Raw genomic sequence first — 23,209 nt, 5'->3', positions numbered from 1 at the left:
GCCGATGTCGGAAACCGTCGATCGCCGGAGCCGCAGGCCCCGGTCGGACTCGATGTCGAGAGGCTTTGAATCCCGTCAGTTCTTCCCGAACAGCTTCTGGATCTCGGCGAGATCGGCCTCGCTCGGTGCCTTCGCTCCCCCACCGAGACCGAATCCGGAACCGGTCGGCGTCGATGCGGCGGCCAACCCGGCGTTCTCGGCCGCCCGCTTCGCCGGGTTGCCCGACCGCGAGCCGCCGGAGGACTTGCCCTTCTTCCCGCGCTTCGACGAGGCCCCGGGGCGCCCCATACCGGGCACGGGTCCCATGCCGGGGATGTTCGGCGTGCCGCCGCGGGCGACGGTCTTCATCATCTTGGCGGCCTGCTCGAATCGCTGCACCAGCTGATTGACGTCGGTCACCGTCATGCCCGATCCACGCGCGATGCGCAGCCGGCGCGATCCGTTCAGCACCTTGGGGTTGCGGCGCTCCCCCGGCGTCATCGAGCGGATGATCGCCTCGGTGCGGTCGATCTCGCGTTCGTCGAAGTCGTCGAGCTGCTGCTTCATCTGTCCCATGCCGGGCAGCATGCCGAGCATCTTCTTCATCGAGCCCATCTTCTTCATCTGCTGAAGCTGGTCGAGGAAGTCCTCGAGGGTGAACGCCTCGTTCGCGATCTTCGCCGCCATCTTGGCGGCTTCCTCCTCGTCGAAGGCCTGCTGCGCCTGTTCGATGAGGGTGAGGATGTCGCCGAGGTCGAGGATGCGGCTCGCCATACGGTCGGGGTGGAAGGGTTCGAGGTCTTCGAGACGCTCGCCGGTCGAGGCGAAGATGATGGGGCGGCCGGTGACGGATGCCACGGAGAGAGCGGCTCCACCGCGCGCATCGCCGTCGAGCTTCGAGAGCACGACGCCGGTGAAGTCGACGCCCTCCTGGAAGGCCTTCGCGGTGTTCACGGCATCCTGACCGATCATCGCGTCGATGACGAAGAGGACCTCGTCGGGGTCGACCGCCTTGCGGATGTCGGCGGCCTGCTTCATGAGTTCGGCGTCGACGCCGAGTCGGCCGGCGGTGTCGATGATGACGACGTCGTGCTGCTGTCGGCGCGCGTGCTCGACACCGTCGCGCGACACCCGCACGGGATCGCCGACGCCGTTGCCGGGTTCAGGAGCGTACACTGCGGCGCCCGCCTGCTCGGCGACGACCTGCAGCTGATTGACGGCGTTCGGACGCTGCAGGTCGGCGGCGACGAGGAGCGGGGTGTGCCCCTCGCCCTCGAGCTGCTTGGCGAGCTTCCCGGCGAACGTGGTCTTTCCCGATCCCTGGAGCCCGGCGAGCATGATGACCGTCGGAGCGGTCTTCGCGAACTGCAGGCGGCGCTGCTCTCCGCCGAGGATCTGGACGAGCTCCTCATTGACGATCTGCACGACCTGCTGTGCGGGGTTCAGCGCCTTGTTGACCTCGTCGCCGAGCGCGCGCTCGCGCACCTTCGCCGTGAAGTCCTTGACGACGGCGAGGGCGACGTCGGCATCGAGGAGGGCACGGCGGATCTCGCGGACGGTGCCGTCGACGTCGGCCGCACTGAGCTTTCCCTTCGTGCGCAGATTGCGGAAGGTGTCGGTGAGCCGATCGGAGAGCGTGCCAAACGTAGCCATGGTGGTTCGATTCTACGCGAGCACCGCGGCGTCGCCGGGCGCATCCCAGGGCAGGTCGTGGATGGTCGAGAGGGCCTCGCGCAGCACGGCATCCGGAGTGCCGCGGCCGGCGCCGTGCTCCGCCCAGACGCGCAGGGCCGACATCACGGCCGCGGCATGGGCCGCCCCCGCGATGTCGGCGCGGACCACGTCGATGCCCGAGGCCCTCGCGGCCCCCGACACCGCCGCTGCGAGCCGCGCCAGGCGCAGCCCCGTGTCCTTGACCAGCTCGTGCTGCAGACCCATCGGCGCGGCGTTGCGCAATGCGAGCGCCAACGGGTCGGGCTCGAAGTCGCGCACGACCGTCAGGAGGATGGCTCGGACCGTGTCGCCGTCGGCGCCGCGGCCGAGTCGATCGAGGGAGGCGATCGCGTGATCGATGCGCTCGTCGACGCCCGACCACAGCACGTCGCTCTTCGAGGTGAAGTAGTTGAAGAAGCTGGAGCGGCTGACGCCCGCACGCTGCGTGATGTCGGCGACCGATGTGCCGTCGTATCCGCGTTCCAGGAAGAGTTCGCACGCCGCTTCGGCGAGCGTCTCCCGCGACGACGCCTTCGGGCGACCCGCACGACCGGTGGAAGTCATGCCCACACGCTACCGCGCCGCCGTTCGGCGACGCGCGCGGTCGCCGGGAGGAGTATTGTTGGACGCAATCCATCAACCAGGGAAGGCGGAAGCGGGCATGCTCGACATCCTCACGCCCGGGTTCGGCCCGAATGCCGTGCCCTATCTCGAGGGATGGGAGCTGCAACGTCGCATCCACGCCGACGTGGTGAGCGGCACCCGCCCCGACACCCTCATCCTGCTGGAGCACGAGGCGGTCTACACCGCAGGCAAGCGAACGGAGGCGCACGAGCGGCCGCAGGACGGAACGCCGGTGATCGACGTGGACCGCGGAGGGAAGATCACCTGGCACGGACCGGGCCAGCTGGTCGGCTATCCCATCGTCCGGCTGCTCGAACCGATGGACGTCGTCGCGCACGTGCGGCGCCTCGAACGCCTGCTGATCGAAGTCCTCCGTCCGTTCGGCGTCGACGGCCACCAGGTCGACGGGCGCAGCGGCGTCTGGGTCCGTCGGCCTCTCTCCGAGGACAAGGTCGCGGCGATCGGCGTACGCGTCCAGCAGGGGGTGACGATGCACGGTTTCGCCGTCAACTGCGACAACACCCTCGCCGGCTTCCGCGGCATCATCCCCTGCGGCATCACCGATGCCGGGGTGACCACGGTGAGCGAGGTCGTCGGAGCCACCGTCGGGCCGACCGATCTGGTGGATGCCGTCATCGCCGCGTTCCGCGCCGACCACGCACGCATCGAGCTCGAAGGAGCATACGCATGACCGCCGCACCGGAAGGTCGAAAGCTCCTGCGTCTCGAGGTGCGCAATGCCGAGACCCCGATCGAGCGCAAGCCCGAGTGGATCAGGACGAAGGCGAAGATGGGCCCGGAGTACACGGCGCTGCACTCGCTCGTGAAGAGCGAGGATCTGCACACGGTGTGCCAGGAGGCCGGGTGCCCGAACATCTACGAGTGCTGGGAGGATCGCGAGGCGACATTCCTCATCGGCGGTTCGCAGTGCACCCGGCGCTGCGACTTCTGCCAGATCGACACCGGAAAGCCCGCCGACTACGACACCGACGAGCCGCGCCGCGTGGCCGAGAGCGTGGTGCGGATGAACCTCCGGTACGCCACCGTGACCTGCGTCGCCCGCGACGACCTGCCCGACGGCGGGGCATGGCTCAACGCCGAGACGGTCCGGCAGATCCATGCGCACAATCCGAACACCGGTGTCGAGCTCCTCGCGACCGACTTCAACGGGGACCCGGCGCAGCTCGGCGTCGTGTTCGACGCGCGACCCGAGGTGTTCGCGCACAACGTCGAGACGGTGCCGCGCATCTTCAAGCGCATTCGGCCGGCATTCCGCTACGAGCGCTCGCTCGGCGTCCTGACCCAGGCTCGACAGGCCGGGCTGATCACGAAGTCGAACCTGATCCTGGGAATGGGTGAGGAGCCGGAGGAGGTCGTCCAGGCCCTGCGCGACCTGCACGACGCCGGATGCGACATCATCACCATCACGCAGTACCTGCGACCGTCTCCCCGGCACCTCCCCGTCGCCCGCTGGGTCAAGCCCGACGAGTTCGTGGCTTTCAAGGAGGAGGCAGAGCGCATCGGATTCCTGGGCGTGCTCGCCGGCCCTCTCGTGCGGTCGTCGTATCGGGCCGGCCGCCTGTGGGCGCAGTCGATGGCGTCGAAAGGACGGGAGATACCGGCGCATCTGGCGCACATCGCCGAGGGGGCCGACCTGGGCTTCGCACAGGCCGTGTGAGTCGTTCCGGTCGGACCGCGCGCGTCAGTCGGCGCTCATCACCGACTGCACGCTGCCGTCGGAGCCGAGGTTGACGAGCAGGACGTCGTCGGTCGAACTGTCGTCGAGCGCGTATTCGAGCACGGCGAACGGCTCGGATCCCCCGTGCTCGTCGGCGAGGATCGTCATGCTCACGAGGCGGAGCGAACGGATGATGTCGACGGCGGCATCGCCCGAGACGTCGATGAGGACATCGGGCAGGTCGTCGCCGAAGACTTCCTGCTGCTGCAGGATGTACTCGGTGACTTCGCTGGTGCGGTCGTCGACCTCGGCGAGCATGCCCCGACGCGCCGTGGCATCGACGTTCTCGAGACCCGCGATCAGGGCCGCCGCGATGTCGAGCGCGTCGGCGGACACGTCGTCCTGGTCGGGTGCCGTCAGGTCGACGGTCACGCTCTGGTCACCGAGCTCGACCGTCTCCGACCAGAAGATCGAGCCGTCCGGGCCGGACGACAGCAGTCCGAAGTAGTCGTGTTCGATCGCCATAACGCTATGAAACCAGCCTCGTGCTCGGTGCGGTAGTCCTGTCGGGGCCGTGTCGTCAGCCGACCAGCGACTGCACGAAGACGTGGGGGGTGAACCCGGTCAGATCGTCGATCCCCTCGCCCTGCCCGAGCAGTTTCACGGGGATGCCGGTGCGCTCCTGGACGGCGAGCACGAAGCCTCCCTTGGCCGATCCGTCGAGCTTCGTGAGGACGAGACCCGTGACCCCGGCGTGCTGCAGGAATGCCTCCGCCTGCATCACGCCGTTCTGTCCGGTAGTCGCGTCGAGGACGAGGAGGACCTCGCTGATGGGAGCCTGCTTCTCGATGACTCGTCGGATCTTGGTGAGCTCGTCCATGAGTCCGCCCTTGGTGTGCAGGCGACCGGCGGTGTCGATGATCGCGATCTCGATGGCCTCACGCTTGGCGAACTCGATCGTCTGGAACGCCACGGATGCCGGATCCTGGCCCTCCTGCTGAGGACGCACGATCGCCGCTCCCCCGCGCTGCGCCCAGGTCGCGAGCTGGTCCACCGCCGCGGCGCGGAACGTGTCGGCCGCGCCGACGACGACACTGCGCTGGTAGCCGCGGAGGAACTTCGTGAACTTCCCGATCGTGGTGGTCTTCCCCACGCCGTTGACGCCGACGACGAGCACGACGGCCGGACGCTCGGTGAGCTTCAGCGTCGTGTCGAACTTGGCGAAGTGCTCCTCGAGCGTCTCGCGCAGCATCCGCTGCAGGTCTCTCGGATCGGTCGTGCGATAGCGATCGACCTTCGCACGCAGCTCGTCGACGACTCGTTCGCTGATGTCGGGGCCGAAGTCGGCGGTGATGAGCGCGGTCTCGAGGTCCTCCCACGTCGTCTCGTCGATCGTGGGCTTGACGAACATGCCGCGCAGCGCGCGACCGAGAGACCAGGACTTCTCCGCCATGACTCCAGCCTATCCGCGCCGCGCGCTCAGACAGCCGCGGCGGCGGCGCGGTCTCCCACGCGCTGCCCGACGACGGCCGATACGCCGTCCTGACGCATCGAGACGCCGTAGAGGGCGTCGGCGATCTCCATCGTGCGCTTCTGGTGCGTGATGACCAGCAGCTGCGAACTCTCGCGCAGCTGCTCGAACACCGTCAGCAGGCGTCCGAGGTTGGCGTCGTCGAGTGCCGCCTCGACCTCGTCGAGGATGTAGAACGGACTCGGGCGGGCCTTGAAGATCGCCACGAGGAGTGCGACGGCCGCGAGGGATCGCTCCCCGCCCGAGAGCAGCGACAGCCGCTCGATCTTCTTGCCGACCGGTCGCACCGAGACCTCGATGCCCGTCGTGAGCATGTTGTCGGGGTCCGTGAGCGAGATGCTCCCCGATCCGCCGGGGAACAGCAGCGGGAAGACCTCGCCGAACGCCTCCTTCGTGTCGTCGAACGCGCTGGCGAAGATCGTCTGCATCCGCTCGTCCAGGTCGGCGATGATCGTGAGCAGATCCTGCCGGGTCTGGGTGAGATCGGCGAGCTGCTCGGTCAGGAACGCATGGCGCTGCTCGAGGGCCGCGAACTCCTCCAGAGCGAGCGGATTGACTCGGCCGAGCTGAGCGAGCTTGCGTTCCGCGTCGGCGAGACGGCGCTGCTGGATGCGGCGGTCGAACGGAATCGCCGTGTCGTCCACGAGCTCGCCGTCGGCGGGCTCCGCCCCCGGATCCCGCGGAACAAGCTGGTCCGGCCCATATTCCGCAACGAGAATATCTTCGTCGAGCGCCAATTCCGAGGCGACGCGTTCGAGGAGGCTGTGCAGGTGGAGCTTCTTCTCGTGGATCTGCAGCTCGAGCCCGTGGACGCTCTCGGTCAGTCCCGCGAGCCGCTCGCGGAGTGAGGTCTCCTGAGCCCGCAGCGCGACCAGCTCCTCGTTCTGGGCGGACCGAGCCGCCTCCGCCTCCCCGAGTGCGATGCGCGCCTCGGTGACCGACCGGTCGAGCGAATCGAGGATGCGCGGCAGCTCGTCCGCCACCGCGGAAGCCGACTCGCGCTGAGCGCGGCGCACGACGGCTCGCCGCGCCGCCTCGGCCGCGGCATCGCGCTCCTGCTCGCGCTGACGCTCGAGCGACGCCACGCGCGCCTGCCCGGCGCGCACCCGCTCGCGAAGGGTCTCGATCTCGAGGCGTGCGCGTACCTCGGCCTCCCTGGCCGCCTCGAGGGCTGCGAGAAGGCCATCCCGCGCGCTGGCATCGAGCACGGGCCTCGGTGTGGCGACAGCCGTCTCGAGTTCGTCCTTCGCAGCCGTCGCCTTCCGCTCCGCCTCCGCCACGGCCGCCTGCGCCTGAGCGGCGCCGGCCTCCAATCGCTCGCACTCGGCGACGGCGGATTCGTGGCGCACGGTGATGCGGTTGACCTGCTCGGCGTGACTGGCGAGAGCCGCGTCGTGCTCGCGGAGCGCGTGCAAGGCGTCCCTCGACTGTCGACGGGTGGCCTCCACGAGTTCGTCGGCGTCTTCGCGCGCTTCGCGCAGCGAATCGACGATGACCTTCACCTCGGCGAGGCGCTCGTTCGCGGAATCGCGCTCGGCGGCGAGCTCGAGGCGGGACCGCTCCCCGCCGGATCCGGTGCGCAACGTCTGGGCGGTGACGACGTCGCCGGTGGTCGTGACGAGGGTGGTCGTGGTGTCGCCGAGTGCATCGAGCGCCGTCCGCGCTCTCCTCGCCTCATCCAGATCGCCGGCGATCAGCACGTGCGACAGGATGCCGAGCACGCCCTCCGGTGCCGTCACCGTCTCGACGGCCGAGGTCACACCGGCGATCTCCGGCAGCTGCACCGCCGGCCGGATGGCGTCGGCGACGACGAAGTCGACCACTCCCCTGCGCTGCTCGGCCGCCAGCTCCGCGAGGGTGAACGCGTCGGCGGCGGCCTCCACGAGCACGCCCTCCGCCAAGGGTCCGAGCACCGCGGCGATCGCGGCCTCGAAGCCCGATCTCACCTGCACGGCATCGCCGACGAGACCGCGGATGCCGTCTCCGCCGGACTTCACGATCTCGGCCGCGCCCCCCGAGAGCGCCAATGCGCTGCCGAGGGCCGCGGCCTTCGCGGTGAGGGCGTCCACCTCGCGCTCCGCAGCGTGCAGGCGCTCGCGCAGGGTCTCGCGTTCCGCCTCGGCCGCCGTGGCCGCGCGCTGCGCGCTCTCGTACGCGGCCGAGTGTTCGGCAGCCGTGCCCTCCGGGGCCTCCGCCGTGTCGATCGCCTCGAGCGCCTCGGCCGCCTCGCGCCGCCGGGTGTCCGCCGCCTCGAGCGCGTTCTCCTGGCGCAGCACGGCACCCCGGACGGCCGCGAGGGCCGATGCGGCGGCATCCGCCGTGCCCCGCAATGTCGACAGACGCATGTCGTACTGCGACACCAGGGCGCTCTGCTCGGCGATGTCGACGTCGAGCGTGTCGAGCTCCCCGCGGGCGCTGACGACCTCGCGGCTCGCTGCTGTGGCGGCATCCTGGGCATCGCCGAGCCCGGCCGAGATCCGGTCGATCTCGGCCTTCGCCTCGTCGATGGTGCTCTGGGTCACGGTGACCGCCGTGACGGCTGCGACATCCTCCTCCGAGCCGAGCAGGGCCAGGCGCTGATTCGCCAGGGTGTAGAGCCCGCGCATCCGCTCCTGCACCTGCTCGAGGCCGAACGCCACGCCGCGAGCCGCGTCGACCGCCACGGAGTTCTGATCCTGCTCGAGGCGCGCGATGCCGGCACGCACCGCCTCCACCTGGTCGGAGAGGACCAGCCGCTCGGTGTGGCGCTCCTGCTCGGTGCGGGTGTGGTCGGCGATGGCGGCGCGCAGCGCCACGACGTCATCGGCGAAGAGGCGGGCCTTGGCGTCGCGCACGACCGCCGCGATCGTCTGCGCCTCGCGTGCGATCTCCGCCTGCCGACCGAGCGGCTTCAGCTGACGCCGGATCTCGCCCGCGAGATCGCTCAGACGCGTGAGGTTCGTCTCCATGGCGTCGAGCTTGCGAAGGGTCTTCTCCTTGCGCCGACGGTGCTTGAGGATTCCGGCGGCCTCTTCGATGAATCCGCGGCGGTCCTCCGGCGAGGCCTGCAGGACGGTGTCGAGGCGCCCCTGCCCCACGATGACATGCATCTCGCGGCCGAGACCCGAATCGCTGAGCAGCTCCTGCACGTCGAGCAGTCGGCAAGACTCGCCGTTGATCGCGTACTCGCTCGACCCGTTCCGGAAGAGCGTTCGGCTGATCGTGACCTCGGCGTACTCGATCGGCAGTGCGCCGTCGGCGTTGTCGATCGTCAGCTGCACCTCGGCACGACCGAGCGGTCCTCGGGTCGAGGTGCCGGCGAAGATGACGTCCTCCATCTTGCCGCCGCGCAGCGTCTTCGCGCCCTGCTCGCCCATCACCCAGGCGAGGGCGTCGACGACGTTGGACTTGCCGGAGCCGTTCGGGCCGACGATGCAGGTCACTCCCGGTTCGAAGACGAAGCTGGTCGGTTGCGCGAACGACTTGAACCCCTTGAGCGTCAGGCTCTTCAGATGCATGCGGGCACCGCGCTTCCGGGCTGGATCACGCCCTCACGCTACCGGAATCCCGCGCCAGCATCGGCATCCCGCGCGGTGCGGAGGGCATCGAGGAGATGCCGCGACACGCCGGACACGCCCGGGATGCTTGACGTCAGCTGTGAGCCTTCGCTACCGTGAACCTCCGGATCGCCACACGAGAGGAGGTTACCGATGATGATCACGAAGCTGAACGCACAGGCCACAGGCCTCGCCGCGCGCGCCCATTCCGCGCCGCGCCATGCGCACTCGGTAACCACCGGCGTCCGCACCAGCGCCCTCGCGTAGACCCTCGCAGTTCCGACCTCCGTCGGGTCGAACTCCGCCCGTCACGCCGCGCTTCCTCCCGATCTCCTCGGACGATCAGGCATCACCGCCGTCTTCGGCGTCACCTCACCCGTGCCGCCGCCTCCGGCTTCCGTCCGCTCCCCGTCGCCGTCACCGGCGGTCGACCGGGCGCGAACCCACCCAACCGCACCCATCTCGAAGGACACATCGTGAACACGACGCTGCATCGCGGCATCTCCCATCCGCCCGATACCGAGGACCGGCAGGTCCTCTCGATCCCCCGCTCCGACGAGCTGCGACAGCTTGCTCTCGCAGACCGTCTCTCCCTTCGCATCGGCCTCTGGCTGCTGCAGAGGGCGCATCGACCGCGGCGCATCCGCCCGGCCATGCACCTCGATCCGATCGAATCGCTCCGTCTGCGGGCGCGCAACTCCAGCCCCGCCGAATGCGCCGCGCTGCTGGCCTTCGACCTGCAGCGCGGAATCCGTTGACCGGATCGCCGATCATGACCACCTCCCTCCACGCCGGTGCCGCCCCGCATCCGCTCGTGCCTCGGGCACGGGTGGATGCGGGTGCCGCACGGCGGCGGCCCCGAGACCCGGAACCTCCCATGACGAACCTCGCCCTGACCATCACACCGCTCGTCGTGCCCGTCGCGCTCGACGCGCCCGACGCCGACGAGTTCCGCGCCTACGGCGAACTCAACCGACTCATCTGCGACGAAGCCGTCGGGCTGCCGGACCTCGCGCCCGACGCGGCGCAGATGCTGCCGGCCTGGCACGACCAGACCGACACGCTGCAGACGGGGTTCGTCGCGCGAATCGACGAGGAGATCGTCGGGATCGTGACGGTGTCCTTCCCGCAGGAGGCCGCGGCACAGGCGGCCGAGGTCGATGTGCTCGTCCCCGCCGAGCACGCGGGGCGGGGCATCGAGGCCGCGCTGCTGTCGCACGCGGAACGCGAGGCACGAGACCGCGGGCGCAGCATCCTTCAGACCTGGACCATGCATCGTCCCGTGGAGGCGGAGCGGATGCTGGCGCCGCGCACCGGCTGGGGCCGGATTCCGCAGACCGCCCTGGGTCAGGTGCTGGAGGAGCACGGCTACCTACTCGAGCAGGTCGAGCGGAACAGCGAGTTCGATCTGCGTGCCGACCCCGAGCCGTTGCGTCAGGCTCTCGCTGCGGCGCGCGAGATCGCAGGCCCCGACTACCGCACCGTCGAGTGGATGCTTCCGACCCCGCCCGAGCTCCGGGAAGGCTACGCCGGGGTACTGGCACGTCTGTCGACGGACGCTCCGAGTGGCGACATGGACTTCGTCGCAGAGGAGTGGAACGCCGAGCGCGTGGTGCGCCGCGACAAGCGGCTCACCGGTGCAGGGCAGGCCGTCTCGGTCGTCGCCGTCGAGCACGTGCCCAGCGGAGAGCTGGTGGCGTACAACGAGCTGCTGATCGGGGCAGACCGCTCCGGTGTCACCCACCAGTTCGGCACGCTCGTGGCGGAGAGCCATCGCGGGCACCGATTGGGCATGATCGTGAAGTGCACGAACCTGCTGCGCTGGCGTGAGCTCATGCCGGGCTCCCCGGTCGTGTCGACCTTCAACGCGGAGGAGAACCGGCCGATGCTCGGCATCAACGAGGCGATCGGCTTCGCCCCCGTGTCGTACGGCGGCGCCTGGCAGAAGAGGATCTGAGACCGGCCTCGCGCATCGTCAACGGCGGCGCTGACAGCGCGGACAGTAGTGGCTCGACCGGTTCATGAAGGCCGCTCGGAGGATGGGTCCGCCGCACCGCGGGCAGGGCCGACCGCCGCGCCCGTAGGCGTTGAGGGAGTGCGCGAAGTACCCGGCCTGACCGTTCACGTTGACGTACTGGGCATCGAAGCTGGTGCCGCCCTCGGCCAGCGCTTTGGCGAGCACGTGACGCACCTCCGCCAGAAGTCGGCGGGCGGCGGCGCTCGAGAGCCGGTCGGCCGGTGTCTCGGGGTGGATCCGCGCCGCCCACAGCGCCTCGTCGGCGTAGATGTTGCCGATTCCGCTGACCACACTCTGGTCGAGGAGCACTCGCTTGACGGCGCTCGTCTTCCGTGCGAGCGCCCGGACGAATCGGTCGTCGTCGAACGCCTCGTCGACGGGATCGCGGGCGATGTGCCCGACCTGGATCGGGATCAGTGAGGCGCCGTCGTGGATCAGGGCGTCGACGGCCAGGGAGCCGAAGGTGCGCTGGTCGGAGAACACGATCGCGAGCTCGCCGTGCACCGGATGAGCGAGGTGGAGCCGCACTCGCTCATGTCGTTCGGCGGGGCTCTCCGGGGCGCGCAGCAGCAGCTGTCCGCTCATGCCCAGGTGTGCCACCAGAGCGGACGCGCCGTCGTCGAGCGGCAGCCACAGGAACTTGCCCCGACGCGACGCCGCCGTGAAGAGCCGCCCCTCCAAGCGGGCGACGAAGTCGGCGACACCCGCCGGATGCCGCGTCAGCGCGCGCGGGTCGAAGACGCTCACGGCGGTGATGGTCGATCCGACCGCCGCGGGCTCGAGTCCGGCGCGGACGACCTCGACCTCGGGGAGTTCAGGCACGCTCGTTGAGCATGCGCCAGGCGCTGAGCGCCGCGGCCATCTCGGCCGTCTTCTTGCTGCTGCCCGTGCCGGTCATCCGGACGTCGCCCACGGCGACCGTCGCGGTGAACCGTCGGTCATGATCGGGACCGCTCGCCTCGACGGAGTACTGCGGAGGAGTCGCCCCCGCTCGCGCGGCCAGCTCCTGAAGACTGGTCTTCGGATCCATCGCCGCACCGTAGCGCTCCGGGTCGGCGAGCAGCGGCGCGGTCAGCCTCAGCACGAGCTCGGTCGCGGCATCCGGTCCGGCCGACAGATAGGTCGCCCCGATCACCGCCTCCATGGTGTCGGCAAGGATGGAGTCCTTGTCGCGCCCGCCGGTCTGCTCTTCGCCTCGGCCGAGCAACAGGTGCCGGCCGAGATCGATGCCGCGCGCCACCTCGGCCAGGGCGACGGTCGACACGACGCTCGCGCGGCGCTTGGCCAGCTCGCCCTCGTCGAGTTCGGGATGAGTGGTGAACAGCATCACCGTCACCGCCTGCCCGAGCACCGAGTCGCCGAGGAACTCGAGGCGCTCGTTGTGGGGGATGCCGCCGTGCTCATAGGCGTAGGAGCGGTGTGTGAGGGCCAACTCCAGAAGCTCCGCGTCGATGTCGACGCGGAGCTTGGTTGGGAGAGGTCTCGTCCCCCCGGGGACCTCTGTCACGATGGGTTCGCGACTCAGACGTCGGCGACCTTGCGGCCCTTGTACTCGAGGAAGAGCTCGGTGCCCTGCGAGTCGGTGACGACCTTCGCCTGGTGAGGACGGCTGTAGACGACCTTGCCGTTCTCGACGGTCTTGACGAGCGCGGGAGCCTCCGCCTTCCACTGCGCGCGGCGCGAGCGGGTGTTCGAACGGGAGACCTTGCGCTTCGGGGGGTTACCAGCCATGACTAGCTCTCTTCTTTCTCGGCGGCGCCGCTCTCTGCCGCGCCGTCTTGGTCTGTGATCTGCTGGAGCGCGCTCCATCGAGGATCGATGGGAGCCGCCTGCTCCGATCCGGTGCTCTCGGTCAGCCTCTCGCCCGTGACCGGGTCGAGCCCGGGGCAATCCGGCTGACACACCGGCTGAAATGGAAGCGACAATACGGCCGCGTCCCTGACGAGAGTTTCAAGATCCACGTGGTCGTCTTGAACCTCGAAGTCAGTTTCTTCCTCACCAGGATACGCGAAAAGCTCCTGGAACTCGACTTCGACGGGCCGGGCGATGTCGGTGAGGCATCTTCCGCAGACGCCGACGTACTCGCCCTCCGCCGTTCCGGACACGAGGATGCCCTCGTGCACCGACTCCAGCCGCACGTCGATGTCGAGCTCGCTGCCCGACTCGAACGAGACGATGCCCTCACCCCACTGCTCGGCGAGAGACACCGTGAACGCGTGCTCGCGCATCTCTCCGGGGTGCCGGACGATGTCGCGGACGGGGAGCAGGAACGGGCCGTTCAGTCGAGATCGCACCCGGCAATCGTACCGGCTCCACCTGCGTGCAGGGCCGGGATGCCCGCAGTCGACGCGACGTCAGATGCCCCGCGCGCCGGTGTCGAGGAACGCGGCGACGGCAGGGGGGACGAAGGGACTCACGTCGCCGCCGAGCGACGCCACCTGACGCACCAGCGAGCTGGACACCATCGCGTGCGACGGGTCGGGGAGGAGGAAGACCGTCTCGATGTCGGCGAGGTGCCGGTTGACGATCGCCATCGGCGATTCGTAGGCCACGTCGACCTGCGACCGGATGCCCTTCACCAGCACGCCGGCACCGACGTCACGGGCGTAGTCGACGAGGAGCCCCATGCTCCAGGAGCCGATGACGATGGTGCCGTCCATCCCGTCGTCGGCGATCGAGCGCTCCAGCAGCGCGAGACGCTGTGCGATCGGGAGCATCGCCTCCTTGCCCGGATTGTGCACGACGAGCACGTGGAGCTCGTCGTACAGGGCGGCCGCTCGACGGATCACGTCGAGGTGACCCAGCGTGGGCGGATCGAAGGAACCCGGGACGACGGCGATCCGGCTGCTCATGCGTCCAGCCTAGGGCACCGCCCTGCGCTCAGTTCTTCGCCAGCGCGGCGCGATCCTCGTCGCTCACCCGGCGGGCGATCGCCTCGCGGAGTCCGGCGTGCCGAGCCAGCTCGGGATCTTCGGCGAGGATCGTCTCGGCGGCCTCCCGCGCGCGGGCGATGAGCGCGGCGTCCTTCACCACCCGCAGCAGCTTCAAAGACGACCGCGCGCCCGCCTGGGCGGCACCGAGCACGTCGCCCTCTCCGCGCAGCTCGAGGTCGACCTCGGCGAGGGCGAAGCCGTCGAGCGTGGCCGCGACCGCGTCGACGCGCTCACGCGCAACCGTTCCGGATTCGGCCTCGGTGACGAGGAGGCAGAGGCCCGGCACGCCGCCGCGACCGACGCGCCCGCGCAACTGGTGCAGCTGCGACACGCCGAACCGATCGGCGTCGAGCACGATCATCGTCGAGGCGTTCGGCACGTCGACGCCCACTTCGATGACGGTGGTGGCGAGCAGCAGGTCGATCTCACCCCGGGCGAACGCCTGCATGACGGCATCCTTCTCGTCCGCGGGCATCTTGCCGTGGAGCACCGCGCGGCGCAGCGAGCCCAGCCGCGGATGCGTCGCGAGGGCCTCGTCGAGCTGCACCACACCCCATCGCGGGCCGGCGGCACCGCCGTCGGCGACGAGAGCCGCCTGCTCCCCCTGCTCCGCCGTCTTCTTCGCCGTGTCGATGGCCGCGCAGACGGCGAAGACCTGTCGCCCCTGGGCGATCTCCTCGGCCGCGCGCTCCCACACGCGGTTGAACCAACCGGGGTGCTCGGCGAGCGGGGCCACGAACGACTCGATGCCCGCGCGCCCGGCCGGCATCGTGCGGATCACCGACGTGTCGAGGTCGCCGAAGACGGTCATCGCCACGGTCCGCGGGATCGGCGTCGCCGTGAGGACGAGGGCGTGAGGGCTCGAACCCTTCGCGCGGAGCGCCTCGCGCTGCTCCACGCCGAACCGGTGCTGCTCGTCGACCACGACCAGACCGAGATCGGCGAACGTCGTCTTCTCCCCCAGCAGCGCGTGGGTCCCGACGACGATGAGGGCCTGGCCCGAGGCGACGCGCAACGCGGCCTTGCGGCGAGCGGCGGCCGGCAGCTGCCCGGTGAGGAGCGTCGGCATGGCCTGGGGCGCCAGCTCGGGCCCGAGCATCTTCGTGATCGACCGCAGGTGCTGACCGGCGAGGACTTCGGTCGGAGCGATGAGCGCCGCCTGGCCGCCGCTCTCGGCCACCTGCAGCATCGCGCGCAACGCGACGAGGGTCTTGCCCGAGCCCACCTCTCCCTGCACCAGCCGGTTCATCGGCCAGCTGCCGACCAGATCATGCGCGACCTGATCGCCGACCGTCTGCTGGTCGGGCGTGAGGGAGTACGGGAGGGCGGCGTCGAACCTCTCGAGAAGGCCGCCGGGACGGGCCGGGCGCGCCGTGGCCGAGAGTGCGCGCACCGCGTCGCGCTGCTGGAGGAGTGCCGTCTGCAGGGTCAGCGCCTCGTGCATCCGCAGAGTGCGGACCGCCGGGTCGACGTCGTTGCGCGTGCGGGGTCGATGGATCCTCTCGAGCGCATCGCGCGCCGTCAGCAGCTCCTCCCCGATGCGCAGGCTCTCGGGCAGGGGGTCGGGAACGGCCGTGAGGCCGTCGAGCACGCGACCGACGAGCTTGGCGATCTGCCACGTCTGCAGGCTCGACGTGGCCGGGTAGATCGGGATGAGCACGGCGGCGCGGGCGTCGGCTCTGCGCCGAGCGGCGTCTTCATCGTCGAACAGCTCGTACTCGGGGTGCGCGAACTGCGTGACGTCGTTGAACATGCCGACCTTGCCGGAGAACACGCCGCGTCGTCCGACTGCGAGATCCTTGGAGCGCCATTCGGCCGCTCCGATGTTCTTGGCGAAGAACGTCAGCGACATCCGGCCGATGCCGTCGCCGATGACGACGTCGACCATGGCTCCCGGCCGGTTGCGCATGCGCCGGAAGCTCGACGAGAGCACCTCGGCGACGATGGTCACGGTCTCGCCGACCGGAAGGTCACGGATGGGGGTCAGCTCGCCCGGATCGGCATACCGCCGCGGGTAGTGCGAGAGGAGGTCGCCGACCGTCTCCATCGCGAACGCGCGCCCCAGGGCCTTCGCCGTGGTCGCCCCGAGGGCGTCCTCCAACGAGGAATCGAGCGTGAGCGACATGGTCCGAGTCTAGGGAACGCCGCCGAGAGGGCAGGCACCGGCGACTGCCGTATCGTGAACGGGTGACCAGGATCATCGCAGGGAGCGCGCGTGGCGTCCGGCTCCAGGTGCCCGGCAGCGGCACGCGGCCCACCAGCGACCGGGTCCGCGAATCGCTCTTCGGCGCCCTCGAGGCCCTCGATGCCGTCGACGGGGCCCGAGTGCTCGATCTCTACGCCGGCTCCGGCGCGCTGGGACTCGAGGCACTGAGTCGCGGTGCCGCCGGCGTCGATCTCGTCGAACGCGGTCGCCAGGCCGCGGCGATCATCCGCCGCAACGCGACGACGGTGGCACAGTCGGCCGGAGAACGCGTCGCCCGCGTGCACGAGGTCTCCGTCTCCGCGTTCCTCTCGCGCTCGGCCGGCCCGTACGACCTCGTCTTCTCCGATCCGCCATACGACCTCGATGACGCGGCGATGACCGCCGACCTGGTGGCTCTCGCACCGCTTCTGAGTACCGACGCGATCGTGGTCGTCGAACGGGCGCGTCGATCGACGTCACCCGACGTCGGAGCCGCGGGACTCGTGCTGTTCCGCGAGAAGGTCTACGGCGACACGACGCTGTGGTGGGCCGAACCGGCCGCGCGAGGCGCCGAGCCGGCAGCGGACGGTCACCCCGCGACGGAGTCCCAGTCCCGATAGGGATCCCACCCCGACGGATCGACCGGCCGATCGTCGCAGAGCAGATCGTCGTCGGCGCGGGGCCGCACGCGGCCGATGACACGGAACCCCGGTGGCAGCACCCCCTCGGGGAACGTCGCGAGGAGCGCGTGGTCCTCGCCGCCCGCGAGGGCACGCGCGGGATCCTCCCCCAGCGCCGCCGCGTCGAGGGCGATGGTGACGCCGGATGCCGCGGCGAGCCGCCGGGCGTCGAGGGCGAGTCCGTCCGACACGTCCATCATCGCGGTCGCTCCCGCGTGAGCGGCGACGGTGCCGAGGCCGATCGGCGGCGCGGGCCGCAGCTGCGCCGCCACGGCCGCGCCCTCACCGTGGCCGAGCCGCGCGGGATCGACGGCCACGGGCGCGTCGCCGTCGCGGAACCGCCCGAACAGCACCCCCAGCCCCCGCGCCGCGAGGCCGAGCTCCCCGGCGACGGCGACGACGTCGCCGGCCCGCGCACCGCTCCGCGTCACCGCGGCGCGACCCTCCAGGTCGCCGAGGGCCGTCACCGCGACGGTGAGCACGTCGGAGACGGTGAGATCGCCTCCGACCACCGCGCACCCGGGAGCGAGGGCCGCACAGGCGTCGCGGAAGCCGTCGGCGAGCCGCTCGACGAACGACAGGCGCAGGTCGCGCGGCACGGCCAGGGCCACGAGCAGGGCGGTCGGACGGGCGCCCATCGCCGCGACGTCGGCGAGGTTGACGGCCGCCGCCTTCCAGCCGAGGTCGTATCCGCTCGACCACGCCAGGCGGAAGTCCGGCCCGTGCACAAGCGTGTCGGTGGTGGCGACCACGGTGCCCGATGGCGCGGCGATCACCGCCGCGTCGTCGCCCGGCCCGAGCAGAGCGTAGGCGGCGGGTGCGGTGCGGGCGAGGATCGCCCGCAGGATCGCGCCCTCGGAGAGGTCGCCGAGTGCGGGATCATCGTCGACGCGGCGGGAGGGCATGCTCACAAAGGTAGCCTGGAAGCATGCTCTCCTTCCGTCGCCTCGCAGCCGCGGCGGGCGCCGTGACCCTGACCGCGCTCCTGGGCGCCTGCTCGACGACCGTGCACCTCGAACCGGCCGACGACGCGAACGACCCCGGCTGCGCGGCCGTCTCGGTGCTGCTGCCCGACACGGTCGGCGGGTTCGATCGGGTCTGGACAGACGCCCAGGCGACGGGCGCCTGGGGCGATCCCACGATCGTGCTGCGCTGCGGCGTCGAACCGCCCGCACCCTCCGCGCTCGTGTGCACGACTCTCGGCGGCGTCGACTGGCTCGTCCTCGACCAGGAGGAGGAGCGCCAGCGCCTCGTCACCTACGGACGCGAGCCGGCGGTCGAGGTGAACATCCGCCGGGGCGAGCAGATCGACTTCCAGTCGATCGTCGACACCATCTCGTCGAGCATCCAGCCCGGCCTCGCGCCGGCGACCGCCGAGTGCACCGACCGCGTGGACTTCCCGGCCGGCTGAGCGGCCGGACGGCCGATCGGCGTCAGCGCCGCAGACCGGCCTCGACGAGCTCGGTGATGAGGTCGCCGTAGCTCAGGCCCGAGGCCACCCAGCACTTCGGGAACATCGAGATCGGCGTGAAGCCGGGCATCGTGTTCAGCTCGTTGACCACCAGCTCCCCCGACGCGCCGAGGAACATGTCGACGCGGGCGAGTCCGCGCCCGTCGACCGCCTCGAAGGCTCGGACGCCGACCGCCTGGACGGCCGCGATCTCGGCATCCGTCAGTTCGGCGGGGCACACGACGTCGACGCCGTCGCCGCCGAGGTACTTGCCTTCGAAGTCGTAGAATCCCCGCGAGGTGAGCACGATCTCGCCCGGAACGGAGGCGCGGATGCCGTCGGCGCCCTCGAGCACGGCCACCTCGATCTCGCGCCCGCTGATGCCCGCCTCGATGAGCACCTTGTCGTCCTCGGCGAAGGCGAGTGCCAGCGCGGCATCCAGCTCGTCGGCCATCTGCACCTTCGACACGCCGACGCTCGACCCGGCTCGTGCCGGTTTCACGAAGAGGGGCATCCCGACCTCCGCGGCACGTGCCCGCACGGAGGCGGCATCCCGATCCCACTCGCGGCGCCGCACGGTGACCCAGGGAGCGACGGCGATGCCGGCGGCCTGCAGGGCGATCTTCATGAAGTGCTTGTCCATGCACAGCGCCGAGTCCAGCACCCCACCCCCGGCATAGGGCACCTCGAGGGTGTCGAAGAAGCCCTGGATCGTGCCGTCCTCGCCATGCGGCCCGTGCAGGATCGGGAGCACGACGTCGATCTGGCCCAGGCCTTGCGCCCGGCCGTCGGGATGAACGACCCGAAGCGTGCGATCGCCACCCGGCTCCGGCCAGAGCACGCGGGTGCCGTTGTCGACCACCTCGGGCAGATGCGCGGCGTCGAGCGGGAACTTCGCCGGGTCGTCGTCCTCGAGCACGAAGGCGCCCTCGCGGGTGATGCCGACCGGGATCACCGCGTAGCGATCACGGTCGATCGCTCCGAGAACGCCCCCCGCCGTTGCGGAACTGATCGAATGCTCGCTGGAGCGCCCGCCGAAGAGCACCACCACCGTCTGCTTGTCCATGGCTGGTCCTCTCACCCTGCGGGGTGTCGTCGTCCGTCGTCAGGTGGGGTGCGATGTCGCGCGGGTCCATCTTCCCGTCGAGCACCATCTTCACCTGTTCGACGATGGGCATGTGGATGTCGGCTTCGCGGGCCAGCTGCAGCACGGGCGCGACCGATGCGAGCCCTTCGGCGGTCTGCTGCATCTGCTTCACCACGTCCTGGAAGCTGTAGCCCTGGCCGAGCAGACGCCCGGCGGTGTTGTTGCGGCTCAGTGGCGACTGGCACGTCGCGATCAGGTCCCCGAGGCCCGCGAGGCCCTGCAGGGTCTCGGGGTGAGCCCCGTTGGCGACGGCGAAGTCGGTCATCTCGACGAGTCCTCGGGTGATGATCGAGGCCTTCGTGTTCTCGCCGTACCCGACGCCGTCGACGATGCCGATCGCGACGGCGATGAGGTTCTTCAGAACGCCGCCGAACTCGGTGCCGATCACGTCGGTGTTCACGAAGGTGCGGAAGTAGCCGTTGCGCGCGGCTCGGGCCACCTGGTCGGCCGTGTCCTGACTGCGCGACGAGATGACCGCGGCGGTCGGCTGCTCGCGGGCGATCTCGAGCGCCAGGTTGGGCCCCGACGCCACGGCGATGCGGTCGGGATCGCAGCGGAGCTCCTGCTGGATCACCTGGCTCATGCGCAGACCGGTTCCGCGCTCCACGCCCTTCATCAGGCTGACGATCCTCGCGTCGCTCTCCGCGAGGAGCGGCCGCAGCGCCTTGAGGTTCTCGCGCAGCGACTGACTCGGAACCGACAGGTAGACCTGTTCGGCGCCGTCGAGCGAGGTGGCGAGCTCGTGCGTGGCCGCCATCGAGCGCGGCAGGTTGATCCCGGGCAGATAGCGCGAGTTGCGCTTGGCCTCGTCGATCTCGTGCGCGAGTTCGGCGCGACGCGCCCACATGGTCACCTGTGCGCCACCGTCGGCGAGGATCTTGCCGAACGTCGTGCCCCAGCTGCCGGCGCCGATGACGGTGACGCGGGGGCCGGCGGGGACCGGGGGCCTTCTAGGAGTCAAGACGACCGGTCTCCTTCTGGCCGTGGGTCGCGGGATTCCAGCGCTCCGCGGGGGCCTTCTCGTCGCGCAGTTGCTCGAGCAGCGCGGTGATGGCGTTCATCAGTCGGGTGCTCGCCTCGTTCAGGGCGGCGGGCTCGGACGCCCTCCCGCGCAGGTCGGACACGTCGACCGGATCGCCGATGATCACCTGCACCGGCTTGCGCAGCGGCCACAGGCTCAGACCCTTCTGGTAGCGGCCCATGATGGCCTGCGTGCCCCACTGCGCCATCGGGATGAGCGGGATGCCGTCGGCCAGGGCCAGGCGCACGGCGCCGGACTTGCCCCGCATGGGCCACAGGTCGGGATCGCGGGTGAGCGTGCCCTCCGGGTAGACGATGACGCCGCGGCCGTGCTCGACGAGCTCCTCAGACTGCCGCATGGTCTGCTTGGCCGACGAGGCCGACGACGAGCGAGCGACCGGGATCATGCCGGTGCCGCGCAGGGCGGCGCCGAGCACCGGCACCCGGAACAGGCTCTCCTTCGCCATGAAGCGGGGCGCGCGGCCGATGCGCCACACGGCGACGGCCACGATGAGCGGGTCGAACTCGGAGTAGTGATTCGGCGCGAGGACGTAGGCGCCCTCGCGCGGCAGCTTCTCGGCGCCCTGGATGCGGATCTTCGCCAGGAGCGAGATCAGCGGGACCACGACGGCCGCGAGCAGCCAGAACAGGCTCGGCCGAGACTTCTCCGGAGACCGGGCACGCATCGCGCTCACCGGATGACGTCGAAGTCGGCGCCCAGGGCGTCGAGCTTGGCGAGGAACTTCTCGTAGCCGCGGCTGAGAATGTCGACACCCGACACCTTCGACTCGCCGGTGGCCGTGAGCGCCGCGATGACCTGGCTGTAGCCGCCGCGGAGGTCGGGGACCACGATGTCGGCGCCGTGCAGCGGCGTCGGACCGGTGATGACGGCGGCCTGCTCGAGCTCGCGGCGCGGCACGCGCCTCGGCCCGGCCTGCAGTCCGTGCGGATGCACCACGATGTCGGCGCCCATCTTGACCAGTGCGTCGGTGAAGCCCATCCGGTTCTCGTACACCGTCTCGTGGACGACCGAGCGTCCCTGCGCCTGGGTGAGCGCGACGACCAGGGGCTGCTGCCAGTCGGTCATGAAGCCGGGGTGCACGTCGGTCTCGACGACGACGGGACGGATCTCGCCGTCGCGGCGGAAGAGGATGCCGTCCTCCTGCACGTCGAACCACCCGCCGGCCTTGCGGAAGACGTTGAGGAAGGTGAGCATCTCCTGCTGCTTGGCGCCGCCGACGAAGATCTCACCGTCGGTCGCGAGCGCCGCGGACGCCCACGAGGCGGCCTCGTTCCGATCGAAGATCGAGCGGTGGTCGTATCCGCGGAGCTTCTCGACGCCCTCGATGACGATGACCCGGTTGGGCTCGTACGAGATGATCGCGCCCATCTTCTGCAGCACGGCGATCAGGTCCATGATCTCGGGCTCGATGGCCGCGTTGCGCAGCTCGGTGGTGCCCTCGGCGCGGACCGCCGTCAGCAGCACCTGCTCGGTGGCGCCGACGCTGGGGTACGGCAGGTGGATGTTCGCCCCGTGCAGCCGTCCGTGCGGCGTGGAGAGACGGATGCCGCTGGGCAGCTTCTCGACCACCGCGCCGAACTTGCGCAGCGCGTCGAGGTGGAAGTCGATGGGGCGGTCGCCGATGCGGCAGCCGCCGAGGTCGGGGATGAAGGCCTGGCCGAGGCGATGCAGCAGCGGGCCGCAGAACAGGATCGGGATCCGGGAGGCCCCGGCGTGGGCGTCGATCTCCTCGAAGTGCGCCGACTCGACGTCGCTCGGGTCGAACACGAGCGACCCGGGCTCGTCGCCGTCGCTGACGCGCACGCCGTGGACCTCGAGCAGCGAGCGCACCACCGCGACGTCGCTGATGCCCGGCACGTCGCGCAGCGTGCTGGCCGTCTCGCCGAGGAGCGTGGCCACCATCGCCTTGGTCGCGAGGTTCTTCGCACCCTTGACGTCGACGCGCCCGCGCAGCGGACGACCCCCTCGGATCGCGAGGACGTCTCCGGTGAGTGCGGGGATTCCGTCCGGGAGAGCGTCGCGCACGGGTGTCGTCATTCGGAGCCTCACTTCAATCGTCGGGGGCGGGTTTGCCCCTGGCTCCTCCGCCCCCGCCGTCTCACTGGACGGGAAGGGTCCGGGGCCGCCACGACTCGCGACGGGCCTCGAACTGCGCGATCTTGTCTTCGTTGCGCAGCGTGAGCCCGATGTCGTCGAGCCCTTCGAGGAGCCGCCATCTAGTGTAATCGTCGATGCCGATGTCGGCCTGGACGCCGCCGATCGCGGCGGTGCGCGCCTCGAGGTCGATCGTGATCTCAGTGCCGGGTGCCCGGTCGATCTCGGCCCAGATGCGCTCCAGGTCTGCCTCCGAGATCGTGGCGGCGAGCAGGCCCTGCTTGCCGGAATTGCCTCGGAAGATGTCGGCGAAGCGCGGGCTCAGGACGACCTTGAAGCCGAAGTCGCGCAGCGCCCAGACGGCATGCTCGCGGCTGGAGCCCGTGCCGAAATCGGGGCCGGCGACCAGGACGGACGCGCCCTGATACGGCTCCTGATTGAGCACGAACTCGGGGTCCTGACGCCAACCGTGGAACAGCGCGTCCTCGAAGCCGGTCTTGGTCACCCTCTTCAGGAAGACGGCGGGGATGATCTGGTCGGTGTCCACGTTCGAGCGCTTCAGCGGCGCCGCGACGCCCGTGTGGGTGGTGAACTTCTCCAT

General features: G+C 70.2%; 23 protein-coding genes. 6 read left to right on the top strand and 17 right to left on the bottom strand.

Annotated features, from left to right (window positions below; genetic code table 11):
• Window positions 1-75: 75 nt before the first annotated feature.
• Complete coding sequence (ffh, locus tag AB3M90_RS04990; protein ID WP_412950331.1) at window positions 76-1,632, bottom strand: signal recognition particle protein; 1,557 nt, start codon at window positions 1,630-1,632, stop codon at window positions 76-78.
• A 12-nt stretch (window positions 1,633-1,644) separates the two neighbouring features.
• On the bottom strand, window positions 1,645-2,256 hold the full coding sequence (locus AB3M90_RS04985; RefSeq protein ID WP_412950329.1) for a TetR/AcrR family transcriptional regulator: 612 nt from the start codon (window positions 2,254-2,256) through the stop codon (window positions 1,645-1,647).
• A 97-nt stretch (window positions 2,257-2,353) separates the two neighbouring features.
• On the opposite strand from AB3M90_RS04985, the gene lipB reads away from it, so the two are divergent.
• Both lipB and lipA read left to right on the top strand, forming a co-directional pair.
• A complete protein-coding gene (gene lipB, locus AB3M90_RS04980; protein WP_412950328.1) occupies window positions 2,354-3,007 on the top strand; it encodes a lipoyl(octanoyl) transferase LipB in 654 nt (217 codons plus the stop codon).
• Window positions 3,004-3,993, top strand: coding sequence for a lipoyl synthase (gene lipA / locus AB3M90_RS04975; RefSeq protein ID WP_412950327.1), 990 nt, complete (start codon window positions 3,004-3,006; stop codon window positions 3,991-3,993). The genes lipB and lipA overlap by 4 nt, the downstream gene beginning before the upstream one ends.
• 24 nt (window positions 3,994-4,017) lie before the next feature.
• Here the strand turns inward: lipA and AB3M90_RS04970 are convergent, their stop codons facing one another.
• The 3 genes from AB3M90_RS04970 to smc are packed head-to-tail and all read right to left on the bottom strand — an operon-like array spanning window position 4,018 to window position 9,021.
• Window positions 4,018-4,518: a DUF2004 domain-containing protein gene (locus AB3M90_RS04970; RefSeq protein WP_412950326.1), complete on the bottom strand. Its 501-nt coding sequence runs from the start codon at window positions 4,516-4,518 to the stop codon at window positions 4,018-4,020.
• 55 nt (window positions 4,519-4,573) lie between these two features.
• Window positions 4,574-5,446, bottom strand: a complete 873-nt coding sequence (gene ftsY / locus AB3M90_RS04965; protein WP_412950324.1) for a signal recognition particle-docking protein FtsY — start codon at window positions 5,444-5,446, stop codon at window positions 4,574-4,576.
• A 26-nt stretch (window positions 5,447-5,472) separates the two neighbouring features.
• Window positions 5,473-9,021, bottom strand: coding sequence for a chromosome segregation protein SMC (gene smc / locus AB3M90_RS04960; RefSeq protein ID WP_412950323.1), 3,549 nt, complete (start codon window positions 9,019-9,021; stop codon window positions 5,473-5,475).
• A 515-nt stretch (window positions 9,022-9,536) separates the two neighbouring features.
• Here smc and AB3M90_RS04955 point away from each other — a divergent pair.
• Entirely contained in the window at window positions 9,537-9,818 is a 282-nt protein-coding gene (locus AB3M90_RS04955; protein ID WP_412950322.1) for a hypothetical protein, read from the top strand.
• Window positions 9,819-9,937: 119 nt separating this feature from the next.
• Window positions 9,938-11,017, top strand: a complete 1,080-nt coding sequence (locus AB3M90_RS04950; protein WP_412950320.1) for a GNAT family N-acetyltransferase — start codon at window positions 9,938-9,940, stop codon at window positions 11,015-11,017.
• An 18-nt stretch (window positions 11,018-11,035) separates the two neighbouring features.
• On the opposite strand, the gene mutM is transcribed toward AB3M90_RS04950, so the two are convergent.
• The 6 genes from mutM to AB3M90_RS04920 all read right to left on the bottom strand — a co-directional run bounded on the left by mutM (window position 11,036) and on the right by AB3M90_RS04920 (window position 16,135).
• Entirely contained in the window at window positions 11,036-11,899 is an 864-nt protein-coding gene (gene mutM, locus AB3M90_RS04945; RefSeq protein WP_412950318.1) for a bifunctional DNA-formamidopyrimidine glycosylase/DNA-(apurinic or apyrimidinic site) lyase, read from the bottom strand.
• On the bottom strand, window positions 11,892-12,584 hold the full coding sequence (gene rnc / locus AB3M90_RS04940) for a ribonuclease III (RefSeq protein WP_412950317.1): 693 nt from the start codon (window positions 12,582-12,584) through the stop codon (window positions 11,892-11,894). The genes mutM and rnc overlap by 8 nt, the downstream gene beginning before the upstream one ends.
• A gap of 14 nt (window positions 12,585-12,598) precedes the next feature.
• Entirely contained in the window at window positions 12,599-12,808 is a 210-nt protein-coding gene (rpmF, locus tag AB3M90_RS04935) for a 50S ribosomal protein L32 (protein ID WP_050721097.1), read from the bottom strand.
• 2 nt (window positions 12,809-12,810) lie between these two features.
• Entirely contained in the window at window positions 12,811-13,359 is a 549-nt protein-coding gene (locus tag AB3M90_RS04930; protein ID WP_412951221.1) for a YceD family protein, read from the bottom strand.
• Between the two features lie 72 nt (window positions 13,360-13,431).
• Window positions 13,432-13,929 carry a pantetheine-phosphate adenylyltransferase gene (gene coaD, locus AB3M90_RS04925; RefSeq protein WP_412950316.1) on the bottom strand — a complete coding sequence of 166 codons (498 nt, stop codon included), beginning with the start codon at window positions 13,927-13,929 and terminating at the stop codon, window positions 13,432-13,434.
• Window positions 13,930-13,957: 28 nt separating this feature from the next.
• Window positions 13,958-16,135: an ATP-dependent DNA helicase RecG gene (locus tag AB3M90_RS04920; protein WP_412950315.1), complete on the bottom strand. Its 2,178-nt coding sequence runs from the start codon at window positions 16,133-16,135 to the stop codon at window positions 13,958-13,960.
• 62 nt (window positions 16,136-16,197) lie between these two features.
• On the opposite strand from AB3M90_RS04920, the gene rsmD reads away from it, so the two are divergent.
• Window positions 16,198-16,815 carry a 16S rRNA (guanine(966)-N(2))-methyltransferase RsmD gene (gene rsmD, locus AB3M90_RS04915; protein ID WP_412950312.1) on the top strand — a complete coding sequence of 206 codons (618 nt, stop codon included), beginning with the start codon at window positions 16,198-16,200 and terminating at the stop codon, window positions 16,813-16,815.
• On the opposite strand, the gene thiL is transcribed toward rsmD, so the two are convergent.
• The gene (gene thiL, locus AB3M90_RS04910; protein ID WP_412951219.1) at window positions 16,785-17,780 is read right to left on the bottom strand and encodes a thiamine-phosphate kinase; all 996 of its coding nucleotides are present in this window, start codon (window positions 17,778-17,780) and stop codon (window positions 16,785-16,787) included. The two genes, rsmD and thiL, sit on opposite strands and share 31 nt — an antisense overlap.
• A gap of 23 nt (window positions 17,781-17,803) precedes the next feature.
• On the opposite strand from thiL, the gene AB3M90_RS04905 reads away from it, so the two are divergent.
• Window positions 17,804-18,286, top strand: a complete 483-nt coding sequence (locus AB3M90_RS04905) for a DUF3515 domain-containing protein (RefSeq protein WP_412950311.1) — start codon at window positions 17,804-17,806, stop codon at window positions 18,284-18,286.
• A gap of 22 nt (window positions 18,287-18,308) precedes the next feature.
• Here the strand turns inward: AB3M90_RS04905 and AB3M90_RS04900 are convergent, their stop codons facing one another.
• From AB3M90_RS04900 to leuD, 5 genes are all read right to left on the bottom strand, one after another.
• Complete coding sequence (locus tag AB3M90_RS04900; protein ID WP_412950310.1) at window positions 18,309-19,391, bottom strand: D-alanine--D-alanine ligase family protein; 1,083 nt, start codon at window positions 19,389-19,391, stop codon at window positions 18,309-18,311.
• Window positions 19,291-20,433: an NAD(P)H-dependent glycerol-3-phosphate dehydrogenase gene (locus AB3M90_RS04895; RefSeq protein WP_412950309.1), complete on the bottom strand. Its 1,143-nt coding sequence runs from the start codon at window positions 20,431-20,433 to the stop codon at window positions 19,291-19,293. Before AB3M90_RS04895 ends, AB3M90_RS04900 begins: the two co-directional genes overlap by 101 nt.
• A complete protein-coding gene (locus AB3M90_RS04890) occupies window positions 20,423-21,178 on the bottom strand; it encodes a lysophospholipid acyltransferase family protein (protein ID WP_412951218.1) in 756 nt (251 codons plus the stop codon). The genes AB3M90_RS04895 and AB3M90_RS04890 overlap by 11 nt, the downstream gene beginning before the upstream one ends.
• Before the next feature lie 5 nt (window positions 21,179-21,183).
• The gene (gene murA / locus AB3M90_RS04885) at window positions 21,184-22,551 is read right to left on the bottom strand and encodes a UDP-N-acetylglucosamine 1-carboxyvinyltransferase (RefSeq protein WP_412950308.1); all 1,368 of its coding nucleotides are present in this window, start codon (window positions 22,549-22,551) and stop codon (window positions 21,184-21,186) included.
• A gap of 61 nt (window positions 22,552-22,612) precedes the next feature.
• Window positions 22,613-23,209: a 3-isopropylmalate dehydratase small subunit gene (leuD, locus tag AB3M90_RS04880; RefSeq protein WP_412950307.1), complete on the bottom strand. Its 597-nt coding sequence runs from the start codon at window positions 23,207-23,209 to the stop codon at window positions 22,613-22,615.

Source organism: Microbacterium martis (assembly GCF_047246685.1).
Taxonomy (GTDB): Bacteria; Actinomycetota; Actinomycetes; order Actinomycetales; family Microbacteriaceae; genus Microbacterium.
This window is presented reverse-complemented; position numbering and strand designations above follow the sequence as displayed.

Bases quoted from the DNA above. Each gene is read 5' to 3' on its own strand.
- AB3M90_RS04905 (WP_412950311.1), top strand. From the start codon at position 17,804: ATGCTCTCCTTCCGTCGCCTCGCAGCCGCGGCGGGCGCCGTGACCCTG.
- AB3M90_RS04985 (WP_412950329.1), bottom strand. From the start codon at position 2,256: ATGACTTCCACCGGTCGTGCGGGTCGCCCGAAGGCGTCGTCGCGGGAG.
- lipB (WP_412950328.1), top strand. From the start codon at position 2,354: ATGCTCGACATCCTCACGCCCGGGTTCGGCCCGAATGCCGTGCCCTAT.
- thiL (WP_412951219.1), bottom strand. From the start codon at position 17,780: ATGCCCTCCCGCCGCGTCGACGATGATCCCGCACTCGGCGACCTCTCC.
- lipA (WP_412950327.1), top strand. From the start codon at position 3,004: ATGACCGCCGCACCGGAAGGTCGAAAGCTCCTGCGTCTCGAGGTGCGC.
- AB3M90_RS04890 (WP_412951218.1), bottom strand. From the start codon at position 21,178: ATGCGTGCCCGGTCTCCGGAGAAGTCTCGGCCGAGCCTGTTCTGGCTG.
- leuD (WP_412950307.1), bottom strand. From the start codon at position 23,209: ATGGAGAAGTTCACCACCCACACGGGCGTCGCGGCGCCGCTGAAGCGC.
- ffh (WP_412950331.1), bottom strand. From the start codon at position 1,632: ATGGCTACGTTTGGCACGCTCTCCGATCGGCTCACCGACACCTTCCGC.
- AB3M90_RS04900 (WP_412950310.1), bottom strand. From the start codon at position 19,391: ATGGACAAGCAGACGGTGGTGGTGCTCTTCGGCGGGCGCTCCAGCGAG.
- rpmF (WP_050721097.1), bottom strand. From the start codon at position 12,808: ATGGCTGGTAACCCCCCGAAGCGCAAGGTCTCCCGTTCGAACACCCGC.
- murA (WP_412950308.1), bottom strand. From the start codon at position 22,551: ATGACGACACCCGTGCGCGACGCTCTCCCGGACGGAATCCCCGCACTC.
- AB3M90_RS04970 (WP_412950326.1), bottom strand. From the start codon at position 4,518: ATGGCGATCGAACACGACTACTTCGGACTGCTGTCGTCCGGCCCGGAC.
- AB3M90_RS04950 (WP_412950320.1), top strand. From the start codon at position 9,938: ATGACGAACCTCGCCCTGACCATCACACCGCTCGTCGTGCCCGTCGCG.
- coaD (WP_412950316.1), bottom strand. From the start codon at position 13,929: ATGAGCAGCCGGATCGCCGTCGTCCCGGGTTCCTTCGATCCGCCCACG.
- smc (WP_412950323.1), bottom strand. From the start codon at position 9,021: ATGCATCTGAAGAGCCTGACGCTCAAGGGGTTCAAGTCGTTCGCGCAA.
- ftsY (WP_412950324.1), bottom strand. From the start codon at position 5,446: ATGGCGGAGAAGTCCTGGTCTCTCGGTCGCGCGCTGCGCGGCATGTTC.
- AB3M90_RS04920 (WP_412950315.1), bottom strand. From the start codon at position 16,135: ATGTCGCTCACGCTCGATTCCTCGTTGGAGGACGCCCTCGGGGCGACC.